Genomic DNA, 19,390 nt, shown 5'->3' on the forward strand with positions numbered 1-19,390 from the left:
TGTGGCGGTCTACACTATTCGTTCTTTCAGCTGGCTGAGTTTATCCTGAAACAGGCGGTGATCGGTACGAACGGCAAACTCGCTGGCTAATTCCAGATACACCTGACTGTTATCGAGATCCTCCCGTTTTTGGAGTTGTTCGACTGCGTAGGTTGCGGTGTTGAAGCCGAGTAACGCCATGTTCTTCTGGTTTGCAATATCCAGGCTGATGTCGATCAGTTTGTCGGCCTGTAGTTGTTGATCCATGGCGTTGTGCACCTTGGCCAGGGTCAGGCAGGCCCAGCCATGATGAGCCTTTTCATTGGTTTCTTTTGTGATGGTGAAGGCCTTGCGAGCATACAGATGTGCCTTATCGTAATCTTTTAACGCCAGTTGCAGTTCTGCCATGGCCTTGAACAGGTAAAACCATGTATAGCGTCCACCTTTTCGGTAACAGCTCGGTTGTACGGTGTGTTCCAATATTTTTTCAGCCAGCGTAAGTTCTCCGCTGCCGATCAAAGCTTCCCCCAGTTTTGCGGAAACGGCGGGTACCATGGTGTGGATAGCAAACTCATCGCAAATGGTGAGGGCGCTGTCCAGGATGCTGCGTGCCGACTGATAGTCGCCAATGGACAACAGGTAGTAGCCATAAGTATCAAAAATCATGGCTTTGGAGTAGGGGTGTTGTGCGCCTTCGGCAATCTCGATGCCTCTGCGGATCATTTTTTCGGCTTCCGTCAGCTGTCCGAGTTCTACCAGGCTGTTTCCGTAAAATGTACGACAGAACACGCTGGGGTAGCCGCTCCATCCCAATCGGCTGACTTCCATATCACCGGTTAACGCATTCAATATGCGCTTTTCCAGGTGGATACAGTCTTCGAAATCCCCCATGGCATGATACACCATGGCCAGGTTGTAATCGGCTGCGATTTGCAACGGCGTGTGGTGGATTTCGTGGGCAAGCTCTACGGCGCGGCTGGACGCAGTGAAGGCTTCGCCATGTTTGCCCACCATCCAGAGCGCATTGGTAAGCTGACACAAAATGGAGCATGTGCGTTTGGGTTCACCCACGGCATCGCACAGTTTTTCTGCCTCCTTCAGGTCGCGTACCAGGCGATCTTGTTCACCCAGTGGAATGAGGGCGTTCATTCCCACCGCCAGAAAATCAATTCGCTGGCCCAGTGTGTCCTTGTTCAGTGGAAGGTGGCGCAATGCCTCCAGCCCACGATCCAGTAATAATACCGCTTGGTGATGTGAGGAGCGGCCAATGGCGTGATAGCAGGCTTTCAGGTAGTACTCTACCGCCTTATGCCAATACTGGCCCAGGTAGGCGTGCTCGGCCAACCGGTAAATGTGTTCTTCGAGGCGCTCTTTGAAAAGCGATTCAATGGCATTGACCAGGCTGGCGTGGGTGAGTCGCTTGCGTTCTCTGGGAATGGAATCATAGGTTACTTGATGTACCAGGGCGTGTTTAAACTGGTAATCATCATTGATCAAATCGTTAACCTGGACCACTAACCCGGATTCCACCAGTTCGTCGATGGCGTGTTTTGCATAATCACGGGGGATGTCTGTGATGTAGTCTAACAGGGTGGTGGAAAACCGCTGTCCAATGGCTGATGCGGCTTGCAATATGTTTTTGGCCAGCTTGGAGCGCCGATCAATGCGGGTTGATATTACCGAGTGGATGGTGAGCGGCAATGAATCCGGCAGGCTGTCCAGGCCCGATGTGTAGTGTCCCGGCTCGCCCCATATCAAGTTGCTGTCCATGAGGTGATGGATCATTTCTTCAATATAGAGTGGGTTGCCTTCACAGCGTTTACCGATTTCGCTGCGTAAGGAGGCAAGGCTGCCGTCTTTACCCAGTACACCTTTCAGGTAATCGCTGGACTCCAGGTCGGTAAATGGCTTCAGTTCCTGGAGGCTAACATTGTCATTAACCCAGCTGGCCTGGTACTCGGGTCGATAGGTCACTATCAACATGATGCTGTGCTCGTGTATCGATTCGATCAGTTGTTCCAGCAGGGTTTGGCTCTCACTGTCGATCCAATGTAAATCTTCCAGCAGAATCACCAGCGGCTTATGGCTGGCCAGCTCCTCCAGCAGGGCCCGGAATGCTTTGCGCGCCTGTTGGCGTTTTTGTACCGGCTCCAGACTGTTCCAGCTCTTGTTCTGTATGGGTAGATCCAGCAGAAAATGATAGACAGAGAGGTGCTTGGTTACGGTCTCACTCATGTGGGAGACCCGGTCTCTGAGTTTTTGGGCGATGTCTAATTGTGAGTCTGAATCCTGTACGTTGAGCCAGCAGCGCATGATGTCGGAGAAGGGCAGATAGGCTGTACTGCGATTATGTGAATCGCAGGCGGTGCCGAGTATATTGAACTGAACTGGGTCTATCTCCTGCAAAAAGCGTGAAACAAGTCGTGATTTACCGACTCCTGGTTCGGCACACAAAGCAACGCAGCGACCCCCATGTTCACGAGTGTCATGCAGGTTCTGGCGGAACAGGTTCAGTTCTTTGATTCGGCCGACAAAGGGTGTATCCCCTAGTTTGCTGTCGTGTTCGCCTTCCTGTCGGATGCGGCTTTGTATTTGGTATATCTCTACCGGGCCTTCCAGCCCTTTTACCTCGGTTGGGCCGACCTCTATGACGTTGATCAGTTTCTGAGCGGCACGATAAGTCTCTTTGGAGATCACCGCCGTGTTGGGGGAAGCCAACACTTCCATCCGATGGGCCAAGTATACGGTTGGCCCCAGGGCTTCATAATCCACCGAGAAGTCATTGTAAAACGGCTTCATTAATACTTCGCCGGAGTGAATGCCTATGCGGACAGCTATACGGGTGTTTTCGAATTCTGCTTGTATGGCCTTGAGCATATCCAGGGCTGCGTAGCACGCCCGCACAGCGTGATCTTCATAGGATACCGGGGCACCAAAGATCACCATCATGCCATCACCGTCAACGCGATTGATCATTCCGCCATAACGATGGGCGTTTTGCTTGAGGGTGGTAATGGTGGGATCCAGGTAATCGGCGCTGTCTTCGGCTTTCAGTTTGTGGATCAGGTGAACGGAGTTGGTGATGTCCACAAACAGGATGGAGACTTTTTTCAGCTCGGATTGCAGATCTTTAGTCAGAGGTGCAGAAAACGCACCATCGGCAGTGGGAGGCTGTACAGATAATGTGCTTCCACACTGATAACAAAAGGTGTGAAAAGCGGGGTTATCAGACCCACAAGTTTGACATCGCATAGAAAGCTCTCGAATCCTGTCCTTTAGACTCGCGCAGCGGATAAGCACCGTTTAAGACCCCAGTATTCGGCGAGCGGGATCATTATTGCACTAGTGGTATTAATGTTCCTTGAGTATAAACCGGGGGACTTAGGATGCCAATCGTTGAAATCAGCCTTGCAGCTCAGCCTGTAGTTTGGCGAAAACTCACAGGAAATCCGTAAAAATAAGACGGAACCGGGGCGGTTATTGCCGCGGGGTTGCAGTTGGTGAGGACAACAATGATGTGCCCGTTGGGTGTGCGGGAGGCCTGAACATGGACAATACCCTCATACTGTAACCAGCGTTGGGCTTGTTCCAGAGCGGACTGGATGTCGAGTTTTACTGCTTGCATGATATTACCTGTAATGAACTCGGTATTATCCCCAATAAGCCGGACCCATTTTATAGAGTTAAAAAAGTGTTGGTAAGGGGCTCGCATCCCTTACCAACACGATACTGGCCGTGCCAGAGCATCCGTACTCATGGCCAGTTGGTGCTCGCATAGTTGTGATATCCCCAGATATGAAACCCAGGGAAGATACTCAAGAACGAAGGTGCTCGCGGTGTTCTTAAGCATCTGATTTACATGGTAGTAGTATTTGTCGGTGTTTTTTATTAGCAAAGTACCGCTGCATTTTGTGAAAAAATACCAAAATTGCAGAATGGGTTATGTTGTGATCACTTTTGCCCCGCGCCAGACCGGGTTTGCGGCTGATCGGGTTGCCCATGCACCAGCATGTCGTTTTCCAGCGTCATGGCTGCGTAAGATGCCAGGCCATTCACCAGTGGTTCCAGGGTGGGAGAGAAGGGAATAATCTCTTGAGTGAACGTATTGCGGGCATTGATCAGTTGCATAACCCCGATGACTTCCTGGGCATGATTGAGCAGTGGCACGCTGAGGAAAGATTTCGAGTGATAGTTGTACTGCTGGTCGAAGTTCCTCATCCCGGAGAAATCAAATGTGGTGTTGTTATAGGCATCATCAATGTTGACCACCTGCTTGCTGATGGCGGTGAAGGTGGCCACATTCTGCAGGTTGGGTTCGCCGTTCTCTGTGAGTAGCAGCGGGGCGATGTCCTGTGTTGCGGATTCCAGCGCACTATATGACAGGTTAAGGGAGGAGTTCTTCAGTGCGACAAATTCCAGGCGGGCAGGGGCATCCTGCCGGAACCAGTAGATGGTGCCGCCGTCGGCTTTGGTTGCGCGCATGGCTTCATCCAGCACCCGTTCGAAGATGGCGTCGGTTTGTTTCGGTTGAGACAGACGCACCAAGAGCTCCCCCTCCGCGTGCTCGAGCTTAGCGCTTTCCAGAATCGTTGCCAGTAGCGCTGCCAGCGCTTCGATGACAGAGATCTGACTGTCGGAGTAGTGCGCCACTGTGCCTGACAAGGGGTTTTGCGGGTTAACAAGCTGGATGACGCCCAGTACGCGCTTGTTGGGTTTGATAATCGGGACTGACAGCACTGAACGGGTCCGATAATCAAACAGGTCGTCAAAGGATTTGATGCCGCTGATGTTGAATTGATTGGAGCTATACACGTCTTCTACGCACACCGATTTGCCTTGCAGGGCGCAATAGGCCGCAATGCTGTGGGTCTGGTTGTTGTCGGAGTCGGTATCGTGGATCTGAATTGGCGTTAGCGCAGACTGTCCGGGTTCGCAGAATTTTTGACTGAGACCCAGAGAGTTGTTCTGAATCATGGCGTAGTCCAATCGTGGACCGGCTTCGTCTTCTTCCAGCAAATAGAGCGTGGCACCATCGCAGTGGGTGATTTGCTGGCATTCATTGAGGATGCTGCTGAACAGCTTCCATTTGTCCGTTTCAGTGGAAAGGGAGCGTGTCAGGTTAATAAGACGCCAGAAGAAAGCGTCTTGATGGAAAATGGCCATGGGGGACTCCTGAATGAGCTGATGTCATCAGTTTAGTACGTGATGACGACTTCAGGCGTTCCCCAGTGTTAAATTGCTCACTTAGACATAATCCCTGCTCGTAGTTTGAGCAATATTGTGACGTTAGTCACGAGCAACGAAATTCCTGATAGGTAGCAAAAGCAATAGTCCCAGGGTGAGCCAGCCGAGGCTGCCACCGCCACCACCGCCACCACCGCCGCGGCTTTCAAGCTCCGGCTCAGAGCGTGGGGTGCAGTCACTTGCTCTGGGGAAGGTAACGCTCTCACTGAGCTGGTTATTGCCCGGATTGACTTCGTATTGGTCGGTGGTGAGGGTCGCCACTTGATGGCTCATGGTGACATCGGGTACCGCACTTTGAATGCCAAGTTCGAGGGTGTGGGAGCTGGCACCGTTGATGGTGCAAGTGTAGGTGGTATTGCCGTTGCTGAGCGTGCAGGGGGTTCCATCCAGGCTCGCAGATAAGTAGGTGGCAGAGCTGGTGATGCTGCCGGTGACTTCCATGTTGGTAGACTGGGCACGCCTGGATCGGTTGGTGATGGTGTAGCGATTGATAAACTCGTCTTCTGCTTCGGCTGCATAAGGGTTGCAGGCATCAGCGCTGATGGATTGATCGGTAGGAAAGTCGAAGCATCGTTCAATGTCGGTGCCTGCGATGCTGCCGATACCATTGATATTAGATCTCAGCGTTTCGCGGGAGCAAGTGGAAAACCGGCTGGCACCGAGGTTTAGTTGCGCCCCCATTATATAGCTGCTTGAGGAGCAGCTGTCAGCGCCTTCACCCGGTGCACCATCGTGCACGAAACCAAAGTTGTGGCCAATTTCATGGGCCACGATCAGCGATGTATAGGTTGCCACGTTAGAGCTTGATGGAAAAATCTGGGATGTGCCTACTGCTGCATAAGTACACATTACAGGGTAGTAGGGGGTGGGATAATTATCGTATAACGGGCCGTTTGCGATGCCAACGGTTGTGCCATCGAAGCTGCGACCGGTAACCAAGTGCATGATTGACTGCTCGTTAGGGTCAAATGGGTCGGTTTCATCGTAATAGCGTTTCTCTGCAATATCATCCAACAGCGCTTCACTGTCGGTGGTATTGTCGAAAATATCGCCTGAGCCGAACGCCATTTGCAGTCGGTTAAAGGCGATGTTGAAGTTGTTTCGATAGATAAGGTCTACGTTCTCCACAATGGCAATAGCCTGGGACTGATAGCTGGCACCAAACTCGGTGCTGAACGCTGTATCGAATACCATGGTGAGTTCGGCAACCAGGCAGACACCGCCTACCCGCTCCAGGCAGAAACTATCGTAATTGATTCGGGTTGCTTGAGGATTCAAACTGCGCAGATTGATTTCACTGGCACTTTGGGTTGGCATGATGGATGCCACACCGCAGGCACCGAGGTTGAGATCCTGCTCCAGTTTTTGTGCATTCAGTTTGGAATCGCTTGTCAGGTGTTGTGGGTCTGTCGTCACATTGTTAAGCAGGTGCATTGCACCATTGCGCAATAACAGGCCCTGCCATTGTCCATCAATGTAGGCTAATCGCCCCTTGCTTTGAGGATCATCCTGCACTTGCACATCATAAAAACGGTCATTTTCCGCTAGGTCCACAGCGCCATATTGGCTAACGTCCTTGGCTGTGAGAAGCAGTGCTAACGGCTGGTTGTCGACGAGCACGTAATACACGGTGCTGGCTTTGATAGAGGCTGATAAAAGCATCAGCAGTAGGGAGGTAACGGTAAAGACGACTCTTATTGTATTCGACATCATTAGATATATTCTCAACTGCCTGGTTTTCATACTGCCTTGTATACCCCCAACTATGACTTAGTTTGGTGGGCCTTATCCAATAGTTTTCTGATGATACGTGAACTGGCCACAAAACCAAAGCTGGCGGTGACGCAGGTGGATGCCCCGATGCCCCCTGCGCAGTCCAGTCGTACGCTGGAGTCAGTGCCTGTGGAGGGGCGTGTTGAGCATACGCTGCCATCGGGTTGTTGGAACATTACGGGCTCGTCGGAGTACACGCACTCGATGCTGAAACGGCGTTTCAGATTGCTGCTGTACCCATGCTCCTGGCGCAGCTTCTTGCGCACCAAAGCCAATAAGGGATCTTGTTCGGCGCGGGTGATGTCGGCGTAGTGAATGCGGGTTGGGTCGGTCTGGCCTCCCGCGCTGCCTACCACGTAGATAGGGATTTTGTTGCGTTTACAGTACACAATCATGGCTACTTTGTGCTTGACGCTGTCGGTGGCATCCAGCACAAAATCGAAATGTTTGCCCATTTTGTCGGCGACATTGGATGCGGTCACAAAGTCCATGTCTTCGTGACATTTTATGTCTGGGTTGATGGCTCGAAGTCGCTGCCCCATGACCTCCACCTTAAGTTGACCGTAGTGCCCGTCGCTGGCGTGGATCTGGCGATTGGTGTTGGAAATGCAGATATCATCCATATCGATAAGGGTGATTTCTCCTACGCCGGAGCGGGCAAGAGCTTCTGCAGCCCAGGAGCCGACCCCGCCGATACCGACAACGCATACGTGGGCTTGCTGAAGAATGGATAAGGTGCCAGCACCGTACAGGCGCTCAATGCCGCCAAAGCGGTTTTGGTAACTGTCTGGGAGCATGTTGGGCTCGGCTAACTAAAGTGGTTGATCGAGGTTAAAGTCGCGCATTATAGGGGGTAAAGCGCCCGGAAAGTAGCTGCAAGTGTGGTAAGCGGGATGACGGGGGGCGATCTATATCGGAGATGTGCCCTAACTGCTCAGTCCGGTCCAGGGAGCGAACTGAGCAAACTATTCAGAGTGCTACAGGTTGTTCTCATTCACTTTTACAGCGGAAGGTGGATTCAGAAGTGAGTTCAGCGCACTTCCGCTCCCATTCAGGTTGTAGTCGACCCATGCACTGATCATCTGTTTGGCTGCAACGGTGTTGGTGCTGCTGCCGGTATTGCCCACCCATTGCAGATGGCCAAAATTGTCCAGTTTCATGAAGGCCTTGTTAATGCCATCAGGCAGGTTGCCATAAGCGCCTTCGGCGTAGGCAGGTGATGCAACAATATCGTTTTCACCGACAATGGCCAGCGTATCGGCTGTCACGTCGCCGAGGAACACAGACGGCTCCCAAGGTGCCATGGCAACCACGGCATCCACCTCAGAGCCCAGGTCGTGGGCTGCATTCAACACGGCACCACCTCCCATGGAGTACCCCATCAGAGCCAGTTTATCCAGGCGCAAGTAAAGCGGGCTGGCTGGGTTGTTGCGCTCGCTTTCGATCATTTCCACAGCGCTTTTATGGGCCCGTTCATAGTTGCCTACACTGGTGTTGCTACTGGCGCTGATGGCAAATACCACCATATCGTTGTTTTCTACCAGGTGGCCTGCCAACCAGTACATGTTCTCCTTAGTGTTTGATAGGCCGCCGGACAGGGTTGTGACATGGTGAAGTTCGGAGCTGTTTTCCATACCGCAGGGGTAAAATACCCTGGCGGAACTGACAGAGCCATAAGAATCCATATTGTAGTAACAGTCGGAGCCTCCGCCGCAACCCGCCAGCAATGCAATGGGGATCAGCGTGATCAGGAACTTCAGGGGATGTATGTTCATAGTTTCACCTTAATTTGCTTTTTGTTATTCGTATAGACGGGTGCGGGCCGTATTTTTTTTGCTCGCAGAGGGAAAATTAGGCCAGCCCTCAGCAAAATGCTTGTATGAAGTACGCACGTTGCCCACATCAAGGAAATTTGTTGCTGAGTGATGAAAAGGGCAGGGGGTGCAGTGGATAGGATATAGTTTTATACTTGTCGAACTATAAACCCTTTGGAGTAGCGGTTTGGTAGATCATCGCAAATTGGCCAATGCCTTTAAGGCCCTGTCTCATCCAAACAGATTGCAAATTTATTTGGAGATCATGGAGCGCCGTACTTTGTCATCCCAGGCGTTGGCAGGCTGCGCCCTTACGGATTTCATCAATTCCCTGAATGTGGGGGCCCCTACGGTGTCTCACCATATTAAGGAGTTGGTCAACGCCGAGCTGATACGAGTCGAACGTAACGGCAAGTTTCTCACCTGCTATCTGAATGAAAGCATGTGCGATTATCTACATCGTTTTTTCCGACCCGATATGATACCCACCAGGCAAGAGGTGAATGAGTGATGCAATATCAAGGTTATGTGCACCCTGGATTCAGTGCGGTAGCGTCCGAGTTCATCAGTCAGATCTCAGATGATGGCAGAAGTGGGGCAGCCCTTGCGGTATATCATCAAGGGCAAAGCGTGGTGGATATCTGGGCAGGAAAGCGGGATCACGATGGCAACCCTTGGCTGGAAGACACCCTGGCGTTGTCTTTCTCTACCACAAAAGGCGTGGCCTCGGTCATGATGCACATCTTGGTGGATCGTGGCTTGATCGAGTATGACCGGCCTGTCTCCTATTATTGGCCGGAATTTCATGGTGCAGGCAAACATGACATCACCATTCGGCATCTGCTGTGTCATCAAAGTGGACTCTACGATATTCGTGGCATGATCGACGACGCCATGCATATGGTCGATTGGGAGCGAATGATCGATACGCTGGAAAAGGCAACGCCGAGCCATCGTCCCGGTGCAGCCCACGGTTATCATGGCCTTACCTATGGCTGGTTGCTGGGGGAGGTGATGAGCCGGGTAACAGGTAAACCCTTTTCTGAGCTGTTGTTTGAATTGCTGGCGGGTCCGTTGGGCTTGGATGGGATGTATGTGGGGTTGCCCGAAGATCAAATGCAGCGGCGGGCGTTACTGGCAAATCAGGCTCCGGAATCCCGAGAAAGATCAGGTCAGCCGCGACGCAAGCGCAAGGCCAGTCTTGTGAGGCAGGCTCAGGGACAGATGATTAATGGAGCCTTTCGTATGGTGGGTCTGGACCCTGGCGATTTTGCCGCCGGCTTGGCCCCCAGAGGTATCGGGCGTTTCAGTTTTAACGATCCACGAGTGGTCAAGAGCTGTATTCCCGCAGCCAATGGCATGTTTACCGCACGCTCCCTGGCGCGTATGTACAGCGCAGTGGCCGAAGGCGGTGAGCTGGATGGTGTGCGCATCATGTCACCCCAGCGCGTGCGTGCCATGGCGCAGATACAAAGCCGACGCGTAGATAAAGTGGTGCCCATCCCTATGCATTGGCGCCTTGGTTTTCACCGCGTATTCACCACAGGCCCAAGAACACCAGACGCATTCGGCCATTTTGGTTGGGGTGGATCTGGCGCATGGTGCGATCCCTCGCGCCGTTTAGGGGCCGGGTTTATCGTCAATGGTGGGGGTGGAACATCACCTTTTGGAGATACTCGCATCATGCGGTTAAACGGCGCCATTATACGCTGTGCAGAGCGAGTCGAAGGCAAGCGGGGGCCGCTTCAAAACATCATCACCGATCGATTTTATGATCTGGTAAATTAATCAGGCTCGATAGTTATCACGCCCAGTCCTTCAATGGGGCGCCTTCTGCGTCCCTGAACTTTCCCGATATCAGGATTACAGCATCAATCAGCACCCACAGCCCTAAACCTCCCAGTGTTAGCATCTGTAAAATGCCGGTGCCCACTTTACCGGTATAAAAGCGATGTGTGCCAAAAAAACCGAATACCAGGCACAGTAGCAGTGCTGGTAAGATCTTGCGGCGGGATCTAATACGCTTACCTTCAGCGGGCATTCTGGCATTCCTTGAATCGGTAGCAGCTGGTCAAATGATCATTCACCATGCCCATGGATTGCATATAGGCGTAACAGATGGTGCTGCCTACAAAATTGAAACCCTCTTTTTTCAGCGCCTTGCTCATGGCGTCCGATTCTTGGGTAGAGGCAGGGACTTGTTTCATGGTCTTCCATTTGTTTTGAATGGGCTCACCATCGACAAATTGCCAGATGTAGTCAGAGAACGAATCATGCCGTTCAAGAATGTTGAGGTAGGCTTGAGCATTGCGCACAGCGCTTGCTACCTTTAAACGATTGCGAACGATGCCCGGGTTTTGCAGAAGGGACTCGATTTTCCTGGGTGTGTAGCGGGCAATTTTTTGCGGATCAAATTGATCGAAAGCGGCGCGATAGTTTTCCCGTTTACGCAGAATGGTGATCCAGCTAAGCCCCGCCTGGGCACCTTCCAGCAGCAGAAATTCAAACAGGGTGGGGTCGTCATAGGTGGGTAGCCCCCACTCATGATCGTGGTAATGCTGATAAAGCGGATCATCACCGCACCAGTCGCAACGCTGTATCGTCATTGTGTATCCCATTTCAAGGCAGACACGCATCATAACCAAAATTGCAGCGTTAACTCCAATACCAGTTGTTGGCACTACGCAAAAAAAGCCCCGCCATCGCGGGGACGAGGCAGGGCATGATTAGCGCGGTTTTCGGTTGTTATAGTTATTTTGGGTATAGCGTAAAGCTTAGGAGGTAGCACTATATCTTGTTGCTTGATAACTATAGAAATACAAGATAGTGCGTGTTTAGGGTCTTATCAAGGCGATCCGGGGTGGAAAAGCTGTGGATAAAGTGTGTGATTCCTGTGGGATAAGAAATAATTACCTAGATCAATTAGTAGCTGCTGTTATACCCTATGGATCATTATTTCACGGCTGTGCTTGATAAAACTGGCACAGATGTCGTATACAACCTATCTTTGTATCTAAGTCGTTAAAAAAACATAATATTTTTATAGAGATAGCAGGTTCAAGAGGTCGCTGCACATGCGCACAGATACCACAGAAAGTACCCAGCCCTATGTGATTATCGTCGAAGATGACGAGCGTCTCGCGGAGCTTACGGCAGAATACCTTCGTAGCAATGGATTAAGGGTCGAAGTTATTGGCGATGGCAGTGTTGCCATTGGCGCCATCATAGATCGCCAGCCGGATATTGTAGTGCTGGATTTGATGTTGCCCGGCGCAGATGGACTGGAGGTGTGCAAAAGCGTACGCGACAAATTCAGAAAACCCATTCTCATGCTGACTGCCCGTACCGATGATGTGGATCAGGTGCTGGGCCTGGAAATGGGCGCCGATGATTACGTCGCAAAACCGGTTAAGCCTCGAGTGCTGTTGGCCCGTATTCGCGCATTGCTGCGACGCTCTGATAGCGCCGATGCACAGCAAGAGAAAAACGGCAACGAATCTACGCAGAACCGCCTTGAGTTTGGTGATCTGGTCATTGATAACAGCGCCCGTGAAGTATGGTTGGGAGGTGAGGCGGTTGACCTGACCAGCGCCGAGTACGACTTGTTATGGCTACTGGCTTCAAATGCCGGCACCATCTTGTCACGGGAGGAAATCTTCGAACGCCTGCGCGGTATTCAGTATGATGGCCAGGATCGTTCTATTGATGTGCGCGTGTCACGGATTCGTCCCAAGGTGGGCGATGACCCTATGAATCCCCGTCGTATCAAAACGGTCAGAAGCAAAGGCTACCTGTTTGTGCGGGATCTTACCTGAGCTGATGCTTCGTTCTGTTGCGAAGGTTGAACGCGTTTGAACAGTATTTTTCTTCGAATATACGGTGGCATGGTCTTGGTCTGTCTTGTGATCGGGGTTGTCTTCTACCTGTCGCTCGAGGCCATCAATTTTTTCCGCCTGCAGTATTTCCGCACCACGCTGGTGACTGGGCCTGTTCAGCTGATCGCTGAGCTGACCCAGAATCAGCCTGAGGATTATCGATCCCGCTGGGTTGAGGAGGTCGGCCGTTTACTGGATGCCCAGATGCAGCTGGTGGATCGCAGTGCTGTGGAGCTGTCTCCTTCGGAAGAGAACGAGCTGAGTGAAAACAAGGTTCTGTTGCGGCTGATCGATGAATTTAATCGAGAAGGTGAAGCCATTGTCGCTATTCCTGATCGCGACTCGGTGCGTTATCTGGTGGCACGAGGCGAATATCTTACGGAGCAGCAGGGCCGGGGAACGGCGGAGCTGGTTGCCCAGTACCTATCCCGTTATCCGGTGGATCAATGGAATGGTCAGCTCGCACGTATCAACAAAGTTTTTGGGTTTCCTGTCCGCAGAATCGCTCCCTTTGAAGTGAAGCTGGATGATGACAAAAAGCATCGCTTGTTCAATGAAGAGCAGGCCGTAGTCAATTTTGAGGGCAACCGTGGCAACAACACGCAAATTACCGCGTATAAACTGCTGAACGAAACCGGTGAAGTGTTGCAGCTTGGCCCCCAGAACATGTTCAACTGGTATCCGTTTGAGCTGATGGCGGTGATGGTGGTGATTGCTTTGGGTATGGTGGGCTTTGCAGTCTATCTGTTGGTGAAGCCGTTGGAGAACCGCCTCTCTAATCTGGAAAAAGCGGTATTACGCATACGGGGCGGAGATCTGAATGCTCGAGCCCCTGTGGAAGGATCCGATGCGATTGGTCAGTTGGCAGGTACGCTCAATGGTATGACCGAGCACATTCAGCGCTTACTGAATTCACAAAAGGAATTGACCCGAGCCGTATCTCACGAGCTGCGCACCCCGGTGGCGCGGATTCGATTTGGCCTGGAAATGCTGATCGACGCCGATAACGATGAACAGCGTCTGCGGCAGGTTGACTTGATTGATCTGGATATCGAGCAACTGGACAAACTGATTGATGAAATCCTTACATACTCGAAGCTGGAAGAGGGTACGCCGGTTCTTGATTTTGTGATGATCGACCTGGATGCACTGATGCGTCGAGTAGAGCAGGAGAGCAAAGCGCTGTCCGGTGATAAGCAAGTGGTGTATGTGCCACCGGATCTGCCGGAAGAGCGCTGTTACGCAGAAGGCGAAGAGCGCTATGTGCATCGGGTGGTGCAGAACCTGGTGGGCAATGCATTGCGTTATGCCCAGGGCCGGGTTGAAATCACGTTCTCTGCCATGGGGGATGTGTTCCGCATTGATGTGCACGATGATGGGCCTGGTATTCCGGAGTCTGATCGCAAGCGTGTATTCCAGCCCTTTACCCGCTTGGATGACAGCCGCACCCGTGCCTCGGGTGGTTATGGGCTGGGTTTGTCCATCGTGAATCGCATCGCCTATTGGCACGGTGGCCGTGTGCGGGTGGGCGAAAGTGAGCTTGGCGGAGCAAAATTCAGTTTCCTGTGGCCCCGCTTGCAAAGCCTGCGGGAATCGAATTAAAACTCTTCTGGTTCCAGAATCCCGCGAAGATTTCTTTGGCTGCACTCTCTGGCCGTGTTAATAAACTCCTCCATATACGGGGCGTCGGCGTGATCGTCCCGGATGGCAGCATAGAGGTTCGTCCAAATACCATCCTCTCCCAATGATCGGGCCACAACATAGCCTTTTTCCAGATAGTCAGTGATGCCCCAGTTAGGCAAGGCACATACTCCGCGCCCGGACGCCACCAGTTGAATGATCATAATGGTCAATTCGGCTGTACGAATGTGGGTGGGCAGTACATTGGCGGGTAACAAAAAGTATTTGAATACATCCAGCCTGGAGTGTTCAACCGGATAGGTAATCAGGGTTTCAGTGGCAAGATCTTGCGGTGTGATGACAGGCTTTTTAGCAAGGTCATGATCTTTGGCGACACAGAGCAGCGCTTCATATTGAAAAAGCGGCACATAACGAATGCCGGGTAAATTTTGTGGATCGGATGTGATCACCAGATCCAGCTCCGCCCGAGCCAGCGCCGGCAGTGGATCAAAGTTGAAGCCGCTGATCAGATCAATTTCCACATCTGGCCAGTCTTCACGATATTCATCGATGGTGGGCATTAGCCAGTCAAAGCAGCTATGGCACTCGATGGCGATATGCAGGCGCCCCTGTTTGCCTTCCGCCATGCGCACTATATCCTGTTCTGCCTGTTCTACAGCAGGCAACATCTGATCAGCCAACTGCAAAAGGCGCTCACCGCTCTTGGTAAACTTAATGGGCTTGGATTTTCGGATCACCACAGGTTGCCCCAGACGATCCTCCAGCTCTTTAAGTTGGTGGGAAAGGGCTGACTGAGTCAGATGTACCTGTTGGGCTGCGTCTACTAGGCTGCCGCAGTCCCTTAGGGCTGATAGTGTGCGAAGGTGTTTGACTTCTATGCGTGCCATAATGGGATCGTCGAGGTGCGTTTGCGAGCTTGGATATCACCATTGTCGCCCATGGAAGCAATAAAAAAAAGTAAGCCCTAACCCTAGACTGCGTGTTTAAGCTTCTCGTGGGGGGCGCTTTTTGCCTCAGGCGTATTCGCCGGCGCAATGGAGCCTTCCGCTACATAGGCACTCAGAGCGGCAATCTGTTGCGGATCAAGTCGCAACCCTAATTTACTGCGACGCCAGATGATGTCTTCGGCGGTGTTGGCCCATTCCTGTTGCATCAGGTAGTCCACTTCCTGTTGGAACAGGCCTGCACCAAAATGATGGCCCAAGTCATCAATATGTCGGCAGCCGCTCAAAAGCGAATGCATTCGGGTGCCGTAAGTGTCGCACAGGCGCTTGCAGCATTGGCCATCCAGCCATTCGTACTGTTGTTGTACTAATGCGACCCATACATCGTAATCGGTTTCGCCAATGTCCCCACCGGGTAGAGTGGTGTTTTCATCCTCCACATTATTTATTTCAGGAAGATAAGCTTTCAGGGATTTCATGGCAGCCAATGACAGGCGGCGGTAGGTGGTGATCTTGCCACCGAATATGCTCAGTAATGGCGCCTGTTTGTTCTCATCCGCCTCGATATCCAGTGTGTAGTCACGGGTCATGGCTGAAGGGGAGTCGGACTCGTCATCACACAGTGGCCGCACGCCAGAGTACTTCCAGAGAATGTCGTTGCCAGTAAGCGGCTGTTTAAAATGGGCGTTGACGATATCGAGCAAGTAACGCTCTTCATCAGCATCCATTTCTACGTTCGAGGGATCACCGCTATAGACTTTGTCGGTAGTGCCTATCAGTGTGAAATCATCCTGATAGGGAATCACAAATACAATGCGCTGGTCTTCGTTTTGAAGAATGTAGGCCTGGTCACCTTCGTAGAGTTTGCGGGTGACAAAATGGCTGCCTTTGATCAGATTAACTTTGCGTGGTGAGCGCGTATGCAGGCTTTGTTCAATAAAGCGCTGAGCCCAAGGGCCGGATGCATTCACGAGGGCCTTCGCAGTACAAGTGGATTGCTTCCCGCTGCGTTTATCTTCAAGGCGGATGTGCCATAAACCGTCCACGCGTTTGGCGCCCACGCAGCGGGTATGAACCTGTATGTGCGCACCTTTGTCTCGCGCAGCAATCGCGTTGGTGATCACCAGTCGTGCATCATCCACGCGGCAGTCATAATACTGGAAGCCTTTGTTGATGCTGTTCAGCAGTGGGTTGTTGGTATCCTCATTTGCGAACGTGAGCCCTGTTGAACCGGGTATTTTGTTGCGGCGAGTCAGGTGATCGTACATGAATAAGCCGATTCGGATCATCCAGGCCGGGCGCAAGTGAGGTCGATGTGGCAGCACAAAGCGCAAAGGTTTGATCAGGTGTGGTGCCTTGTGCAAAAGAATTTCTCTTTCTGCCAGCGCTTCCCTTACGAGTCTGAACTCATAGTGCTCCAGATAGCGTAGACCACCATGAATAAGCTTGCTGCTGGCAGAGGATGTGGCGCTGGCTAGATCGTTCTGCTCACAGAGCGCCACTTTTAAGCCTCGGGTACTGGCTGCATCCGCAATGCCCGTACCGTTAATGCCTCCGCCTACGATGAACAGATCGTAGCAGCCTGAGTCTGCTGAGTTGCCTTGATGTATATCGGCGGATTGCATATTGGCTGCACCTGATGTCCGGTCTGGAGGTAAATGAAATATAGCTAATACTCTGAAGTGTATTTGTTTTCGCAAATATTCGCAATACAAATAAAACGAACTTTTACGAACCTGTCAGAATAAGGAGCGCAATACGAAAGGGCGCAGCATGTGCGGCACCCTAATTAAATTAGTGTAAGACTTGTTCGCTTGGGGTAAGGGATGCTTATGTTCAGGGGGTTTTAGCACGAAGCCGCTCTACGCGGTCTTTGATTGCTGGGTCATTGGGAGCAATTGCCGAAAGGGTCGAGAGATAGGGCCAGCTTTCTGCTTCGCGTTGAGATTTTTCCAGGTACTCCACCAGGGCCAACAAAATATTGTAGTGATTGGGCCAGCGCTGATTGGCTTGTTGAAGGGTTTCAATGGCTTGCTGGGTTTGCATGACTGAGTCCAGCGCCACTGCATAAACGTAAAAAAAACGTACTTGGGTCGGTTCAACTTCGGTTGCTTTGCGCAGATATGCCAGCGCGTTTTGAGTCTGCTTTTGTCTGATAAGGAACAATCCATAAGCATGCTGAACTGCGGCATTGTCGGCGTCTAGGACAATGGCCTTATCCAGATACTGTTTTTCCAGTAGCGGTTGATGCTGGCTGCGGTAAATGTCAGCCAAATTAAGATGAGCCGGAAGATAGTTTGGCTCAATGTTCAGCGCACGTTCTAAGCTGGCAATGGCGTCTTCGGGCTTGCCCAAAGCGAGTGCAAAGTTTGCAATGGCTGCTTGCCCCGATGCCATGTCTTCCGATGCGATCATTTGGGCATGGTGTTCGTTGAGTAATTTCTGCAGGCGCGCAGCGTCGCTGCTGTTTAAATGCTGCAAGGTAGGAGCCAATTGCTCTGCAACGGAAAATCGCACGTCCGCTGCTGGGTCATCCATATGTGGGTTTAACAGTGACCAGCGCATATCCAGAGGGAGGAAGCGGCTGGCATCGACGGCACTGCGTCGCAAAAGTGCATTTGTGGATTGTAACTGTTGCGTGATGGTTTCTACGGTCAGGCGCGCAGGCATTTCAGCGGCCAGATCCAGTAATGTCGCTTTTCGAATGTCAGGGTACTGTGGGGAGTTGATGTAATTGTTCATATCCCTGAGGGCAAGTGTATCGGCTTTTCTGGCGCGATCATTCAGGCTGCTAAATACATCGGTGTATTTGCTCCATCCCTGTATGCTTGAATCATGGCACTGCTGGCAAGCATTGGGTGTGTCTGCGTCATGAGCGGCGCCCGGAACGCTAAAGCTGTGATCTCGGCGAGGGTCAACACCCATATAAACGGTCTCTGGCATATGACAGTTCACGCACTGGCTGCCCGGTGAATCGGCTGAATGCTTATGGTGTTGAGGTGTGGCATAGGTATTGGCTGCATGGCACTGAGAGCAGAGTGCGTTGTCTGGCAGGAGCGTTTCGCCACTATGGGCATCATGGCAGTGAGTACAGGTCACACCTTGTTGGTACATCTTTGATTGCATAAAAGAGCCCAGAACAAATACTTCATCCTGTATCTGGCCATCAGCAAAATACAAAGGGTCATGTATCAGGGAGAGGCGGAACTGATCATGGTAGGGTTTGGCGGGATCAATAGAGCCAATAACCTGTCTGCGTGAATGGCAGCCACCACACGCGTTTACTTGTTTGGATTGTTCATCCTTCGCTTTTTTGCCGTTTATAGGTTGTGCGATGGGGGAATCGTTCGTGAACTGAAATGGAATAACCGCGGTGAGCTGGGTGCTAAACCCGGTATTTTCGGACTTTTTGTATTGGTTCGTCTGCACCAGCTGTTGGTGTAGAGAGCCGGGGCCATGGCAGGCTTCGCAACCGACATTTATTTCTTCAAAGCTTGTTTTGTAGCTTAAAGAGTCGGGATCATAATTCTTGTCAACATTCGTAGAATGACATTCTGCACAGCGGCTGTTCCAATTATACAGATGTCGATCCCAGTTGAATTCGCTATTGGCAGCATTGGCTTGATCCTCTAATAACTGGAACCAGCGCTGACCGCCTGCAGATGTTGGGCGACTGTCCCACGCGACATTATATGCCTGAAGTTTGCCGTTACCGATATCCAGTAAGTATTGCTGCAGCGGGTAGAATCCAAAGGTATAAGCAATCGGATATTCTTGTGTCGGCCCGTTATTTTCTGTGACTGAAATGAAAAAAGTGTCTCCGCGACTGGAAAATGTCGATTTAACGCCCTTGTGCAGATACGTTGTATTGCTGAAGTTCCCCAACACCGAGGTTTTATTAGGGGGCTCCATGGCTTTGAAGTGATGAGACTGTTGCCATTTATTGTATTGCTGCTGATGACAAGAACTGCACTGCTGGCTGCCGATGTAAGATGTTTCGGTGGATTCTTGAAGGGCCAACCCCTGGAAGGACAAAAGGCAAAGAATCAGGAATAGGCATTGTTTGGTAATGGTTCTTAGCATCGGAGGTTGGCTTCTTTACCCATGATTTATCGCTGGC

15 protein-coding genes are annotated in these 19,390 nt (G+C 51.5%); 4 read left to right on the plus strand and 11 right to left on the minus strand.

What is annotated here, in order from left to right; genetic code table 11:
* Positions 1-9: 9 nt before the first annotated feature.
* The 6 genes from Kalk_RS19300 to Kalk_RS19325 form a co-directional block, all read right to left on the minus strand.
* Positions 10-3,231 carry an adenylate/guanylate cyclase domain-containing protein gene (locus Kalk_RS19300; protein WP_101895811.1) on the minus strand — a complete coding sequence of 1,074 codons (3,222 nt, stop codon included), beginning with the start codon at positions 3,229-3,231 and terminating at the stop codon, positions 10-12.
* Positions 3,232-3,394: 163 nt separating this feature from the next.
* Positions 3,395-3,604 (minus strand): hypothetical protein, encoded by a 210-nt coding sequence (locus Kalk_RS19305; RefSeq protein ID WP_158643596.1) that lies wholly within the window; start codon positions 3,602-3,604, stop codon positions 3,395-3,397.
* A 326-nt stretch (positions 3,605-3,930) separates the two neighbouring features.
* Positions 3,931-5,142 (minus strand): GAF domain-containing protein, encoded by a 1,212-nt coding sequence (locus Kalk_RS19310; RefSeq protein ID WP_101895813.1) that lies wholly within the window; start codon positions 5,140-5,142, stop codon positions 3,931-3,933.
* 123 nt (positions 5,143-5,265) lie between these two features.
* The gene (locus tag Kalk_RS19315; RefSeq protein ID WP_158643597.1) at positions 5,266-6,936 is read right to left on the minus strand and encodes a M12 family metallo-peptidase; all 1,671 of its coding nucleotides are present in this window, start codon (positions 6,934-6,936) and stop codon (positions 5,266-5,268) included.
* 50 nt (positions 6,937-6,986) lie between these two features.
* Complete coding sequence (tcdA, locus tag Kalk_RS19320) at positions 6,987-7,793, minus strand: tRNA cyclic N6-threonylcarbamoyladenosine(37) synthase TcdA (RefSeq protein ID WP_101895815.1); 807 nt, start codon at positions 7,791-7,793, stop codon at positions 6,987-6,989.
* 180 nt (positions 7,794-7,973) lie between these two features.
* A complete protein-coding gene (locus tag Kalk_RS19325; RefSeq protein WP_101895816.1) occupies positions 7,974-8,771 on the minus strand; it encodes an alpha/beta hydrolase in 798 nt (265 codons plus the stop codon).
* A gap of 226 nt (positions 8,772-8,997) precedes the next feature.
* On the opposite strand from Kalk_RS19325, the gene Kalk_RS19330 reads away from it, so the two are divergent.
* Both Kalk_RS19330 and Kalk_RS19335 read left to right on the plus strand, forming a co-directional pair.
* On the plus strand, positions 8,998-9,321 hold the full coding sequence (locus tag Kalk_RS19330) for an ArsR/SmtB family transcription factor (protein ID WP_199767965.1): 324 nt from the start codon (positions 8,998-9,000) through the stop codon (positions 9,319-9,321).
* The gene (locus tag Kalk_RS19335; protein WP_101895817.1) at positions 9,321-10,598 is read left to right on the plus strand and encodes a serine hydrolase domain-containing protein; all 1,278 of its coding nucleotides are present in this window, start codon (positions 9,321-9,323) and stop codon (positions 10,596-10,598) included. The genes Kalk_RS19330 and Kalk_RS19335 overlap by 1 nt, the downstream gene beginning before the upstream one ends.
* A 16-nt stretch (positions 10,599-10,614) precedes the next feature.
* Here Kalk_RS19335 and Kalk_RS19340 read toward each other — a convergent pair whose 3' ends face one another.
* Positions 10,615-10,851 (minus strand): TM2 domain-containing protein, encoded by a 237-nt coding sequence (locus Kalk_RS19340; RefSeq protein WP_101895818.1) that lies wholly within the window; start codon positions 10,849-10,851, stop codon positions 10,615-10,617.
* Positions 10,841-11,416, minus strand: a complete 576-nt coding sequence (locus Kalk_RS19345; protein ID WP_101895819.1) for a DNA-3-methyladenine glycosylase I — start codon at positions 11,414-11,416, stop codon at positions 10,841-10,843. The genes Kalk_RS19340 and Kalk_RS19345 overlap by 11 nt, the downstream gene beginning before the upstream one ends.
* Before the next feature lie 468 nt (positions 11,417-11,884).
* Here Kalk_RS19345 and Kalk_RS19350 point away from each other — a divergent pair, with 468 nt between their 5' ends.
* Together Kalk_RS19350 and Kalk_RS19355 are read left to right on the plus strand one after the other, a co-directional pair.
* A complete protein-coding gene (locus Kalk_RS19350; protein WP_101895820.1) occupies positions 11,885-12,625 on the plus strand; it encodes a response regulator in 741 nt (246 codons plus the stop codon).
* Between the two features lie 36 nt (positions 12,626-12,661).
* Positions 12,662-14,287 carry an ATP-binding protein gene (locus Kalk_RS19355; protein WP_101895821.1) on the plus strand — a complete coding sequence of 542 codons (1,626 nt, stop codon included), beginning with the start codon at positions 12,662-12,664 and terminating at the stop codon, positions 14,285-14,287.
* Here Kalk_RS19355 and Kalk_RS19360 read toward each other — a convergent pair.
* From Kalk_RS19360 to Kalk_RS19370, 3 genes are all read right to left on the minus strand, one after another.
* The gene (locus Kalk_RS19360; protein WP_101895822.1) at positions 14,284-15,213 is read right to left on the minus strand and encodes a LysR family transcriptional regulator; all 930 of its coding nucleotides are present in this window, start codon (positions 15,211-15,213) and stop codon (positions 14,284-14,286) included. The genes Kalk_RS19355 and Kalk_RS19360 overlap by 4 nt on opposite strands.
* A gap of 83 nt (positions 15,214-15,296) precedes the next feature.
* The gene (gene glpD / locus Kalk_RS19365) at positions 15,297-16,895 is read right to left on the minus strand and encodes a glycerol-3-phosphate dehydrogenase (protein ID WP_101895823.1); all 1,599 of its coding nucleotides are present in this window, start codon (positions 16,893-16,895) and stop codon (positions 15,297-15,299) included.
* A gap of 211 nt (positions 16,896-17,106) precedes the next feature.
* Entirely contained in the window at positions 17,107-19,353 is a 2,247-nt protein-coding gene (locus tag Kalk_RS19370) for a multiheme c-type cytochrome (RefSeq protein ID WP_101895824.1), read from the minus strand.
* Between the last annotated feature and the right edge of the window lie 37 nt (positions 19,354-19,390).

The sequence above is a fragment of the Ketobacter alkanivorans genome, assembly GCF_002863865.1.
Lineage (GTDB): Bacteria > Pseudomonadota > Gammaproteobacteria > Pseudomonadales > Ketobacteraceae > Ketobacter > Ketobacter alkanivorans.